This is a genomic window from Salinicola sp., assembly GCF_982684285.1.
Genome location: NZ_CEXLVS010000359.1, coordinates 1 through 2,991, shown reverse-complemented (window position 1 = coordinate 2,991; position 2,991 = coordinate 1). Strand labels below are relative to the sequence as shown.

Annotated in this window: 3 protein-coding genes and 1 pseudogene; all 4 read right to left on the bottom strand. The window is 62.8% G+C overall.

Annotated features, from left to right (window positions below; translation table 11 throughout):
• A partial coding sequence (gene secD / locus AC3AYF_RS19790) for a preprotein translocase subunit SecD family protein (RefSeq protein WP_487780245.1) occupies positions 1-835 on the bottom strand: 835 nt, incomplete at its 3' end.
• A gap of 105 nt (positions 836-940) precedes the next feature.
• Positions 941-1,273, bottom strand: a complete 333-nt coding sequence (gene yajC, locus AC3AYF_RS19785) for a preprotein translocase subunit YajC (protein WP_295037940.1) — start codon at positions 1,271-1,273, stop codon at positions 941-943.
• A 104-nt stretch (positions 1,274-1,377) separates the two neighbouring features.
• Positions 1,378-2,496: a tRNA guanosine(34) transglycosylase Tgt gene (tgt, locus tag AC3AYF_RS19780; protein WP_295037939.1), complete on the bottom strand. Its 1,119-nt coding sequence runs from the start codon at positions 2,494-2,496 to the stop codon at positions 1,378-1,380.
• A 210-nt stretch (positions 2,497-2,706) separates the two neighbouring features.
• A pseudogene (locus AC3AYF_RS19775) lies at positions 2,707-2,991 on the bottom strand (S-adenosylmethionine:tRNA ribosyltransferase-isomerase); the annotation flags it as partial.

Genomic DNA, 2,991 nt, shown 5'->3' with positions numbered 1-2,991 from the left:
CCGTCGCCCCCACGATGCGCTTGGCCTCGGCGGTGTCCTGCACGCCCGGCAGCTCGACCGCGATACGGCTCGGGCCCTGGCGCTGTACCAGCGGCTCGGACACCCCGAGTTCGTTGACGCGATTGCGGATCGTGGTCAGGTTCTGCTGGACCGCGTAATCCTGAATGTCCTTGATCGACTGCTCGGTCAGCGTCATGTCGAGGAAGGCCCGGCGGCCCTCGTCACGATTCTCCAGCTGGAATTCGTTGAATGTCTGGCTGATCTGGTCGCGCGCGGCATCGCGGTCCTCGGCGTTGGCGAACTCCAGGTGCAGCGCGTTGTCGTCGACGTCGGTGGAGCGGTAGCGAATGCGTTGATCGCGGAGATCGGCGCGAATCGCGCTGGCCGTCGCCTCCAGACGCTGTTCGACGGCCGCCTTCATGTCGACCTCGAGCAGGAAGTGAACCCCACCGCGAAGGTCGAGACCGAGTTTCATTGGCGCCGCGGAGAGGCTGGTCAGCCAGGATGGCGTGGAGTCGGCCAGATTGAGCGCCACGGTGTAGTCGCCGTCGAGTACGTCGTCGACCACATCGCGGGCGGGAAGCTGCTGTTCGGCATCGTTCAACCGAATCAGGGCGGTGTTGTTGCCTGTCATCGCTGCCGACTTGACCTGGATGTCATCCTCGGCCAGCGCCTGGGTAACACGGTCGAGCTGCTGACTGCCCAGGGAACCGTTGGTGGTGCTGATCTGGACGGCGGGATCCTGTGGGTAAAGATTGGGTAACGCGTAGATGACGCCAACCACACAGACGATGAGTATCAGCAGATACTTCCACAGGGGGTAACGATTGAGCATGGAAGCCCTGTCCTTTCAATCAATGACGATCGGGGCAATGACCGTCGTGCGAAGAGTGTCGCGGAAAGAGACGGCTGCCGGCGGGAGGGCCGGCAGCCAGGAGAGTTACAGCGACTTCAACGTGCCTTTGGGAAGCACGGAGGCTACCGCGCTCTTCTGAACGTTGACGACGGTGCCTTCGGCGATCTCCATGCTGATGAAGTCGTCGGTCACGTTGGTGATGCGGCCGAGCAGCCCGCCGCCGATCACGATTTCGTCACCCTTGGACAGATTGTTGACCAGCTTCTTGTGCTCCTTCGCGCGCTTGGACTGCGGACGCCACAGCAGGAAGTAGAAGATCAACACAAAGCCAACCAGCATGATGATCTGGGCAATACCACCGCCGGCAGGGCCGCCCGCATCCTGGGCGTGAGCCGCAGGGATGAAAAAGTCCAGCATGGATGTTTCTCCGAAAGTTATGTGAGGAAATGGTCGCGTAATGAGACGGTTACTTGGGTGAGACCGATGGACGGCAGATCATCGACGTGCCGACTCGGATCGTGTCAATCGACCCCGGGCGGCACGGGCAGTCCGCGTCGCCGGTAGAATTGTGCTACGAAGTCGGCCAATGTACCCGCTTCGATAGCCCCGCGCAAACCCGCCATCAGGCGCTGGTAGTAGCGCAGATTGTGAATCGTGTTGAGCATCGAACCGAGCATTTCCCCGCAGCGATCGAGGTGGTGGAGATAGCCGCGGGAGAAGTGCTGGCAGGTGTAGCAGTCGCAGTCGGCTTCCAGCGGATCGGTGTCGTGACGATGGCTCGCGTTACGAATCTTGACGGTGCCGTCGGCGGTGAACAGGTGACCGTTGCGGGCGTTGCGGGTCGGCATCACGCAATCGAACATGTCGATCCCGCGCCGCACGCCTTCGACCAGATCCTCGGGCTTGCCGACGCCCATCAGGTAGCGGGGCTTGTCCTCCGGCATCCAGGTCGGCAGGTAATCCAGCACGCCGATCATCTCTTCCTTGGGTTCGCCCACCGACAGGCCGCCGATCGCCAGCCCGTCGAAGCCGATCTCCAGCAGGCCCTCGAGCGAGCGCTTGCGCAGGTCGGGGTACATGCCGCCCTGGACGATGCCGAACAGCGCTGAAGGCGAATCGCCGTGGGCCTCGCGCGAGCGCTTGGCCCAGCGCAGCGAGAGCTCCATCGACTTCCGCGCTTCGGCCTCGGTGGCCGGGTAGGGCGTGCACTCGTCGAAGATCATCACGATGTCGGAGCCCAGCGAACGCTGCACGGCCATCGACTCTTCCGGCCCCATGAAGACCTTGGCGCCATCCACCGGCGAGCGGAAATGGACGCCCTGCTCGGTGATCTTGCGCATCGCGCCGAGCGAGAACACCTGAAAGCCGCCGGAGTCGGTCAGGATCGGCTTGTGCCATTGCGAAAAGTCGTGCAGGTCGCCATGGCCTTCGATCACTTCGGTGCCGGGACGCAGCCACAGATGAAAGGTATTGCCGAGAATGATCTCGGCGCCGATCGCCTCGACGTCCTTGGGCGTCATCCCCTTGACCGTGCCGTAGGTGCCCACCGGCATGAAGGCGGGTGTCTCCACCGTGCCGCGCGGGAAGGTCAGGCGTCCGCGACGGGCACGTCCTTGCTGGCCCAGTCGCTCGAATTTCATGAAGCACTCGTCTCGCATGGTGTCTCTCTTCCTTCCAACGCGCCCGAAGCCGCGCGCACAAAGCGTTCGTTTGTTCCAACGCGCCCGAAGCCGCGCGCAAAAGCGTTTGTCTGTTCCAACACGCTCGAGGCCATCCCGATGTCGTTACCGGGATGCACCCGAAGCCGTGCGCAATGTTCGTGACCGGGATGCGTGCAAGGCGTGTGCGGATCAGTCCGGTCGACGGGTCAGGTACATCGCATCGCCATAACTGAAGAAGCGGTACTGCTCGGCGACGGCTTCCTGATAGGCGCGCATGACGGCGTCATGACCGGCAAACGAGGAGACCAGCATCAGCAGCGTCGACTCCGGCAGGTGGAAGTTGGTGACCAGGGCATCCACGCAGCGCCAGCGATAGCCGGGATAGATGAAGATATCGGTTTCACCGCGGTAAGGCGTCAGTTCGCCATTGTCGCCCTGGCTGGCGGTTTACAGGCAACGCACGCTGGTGGTGCC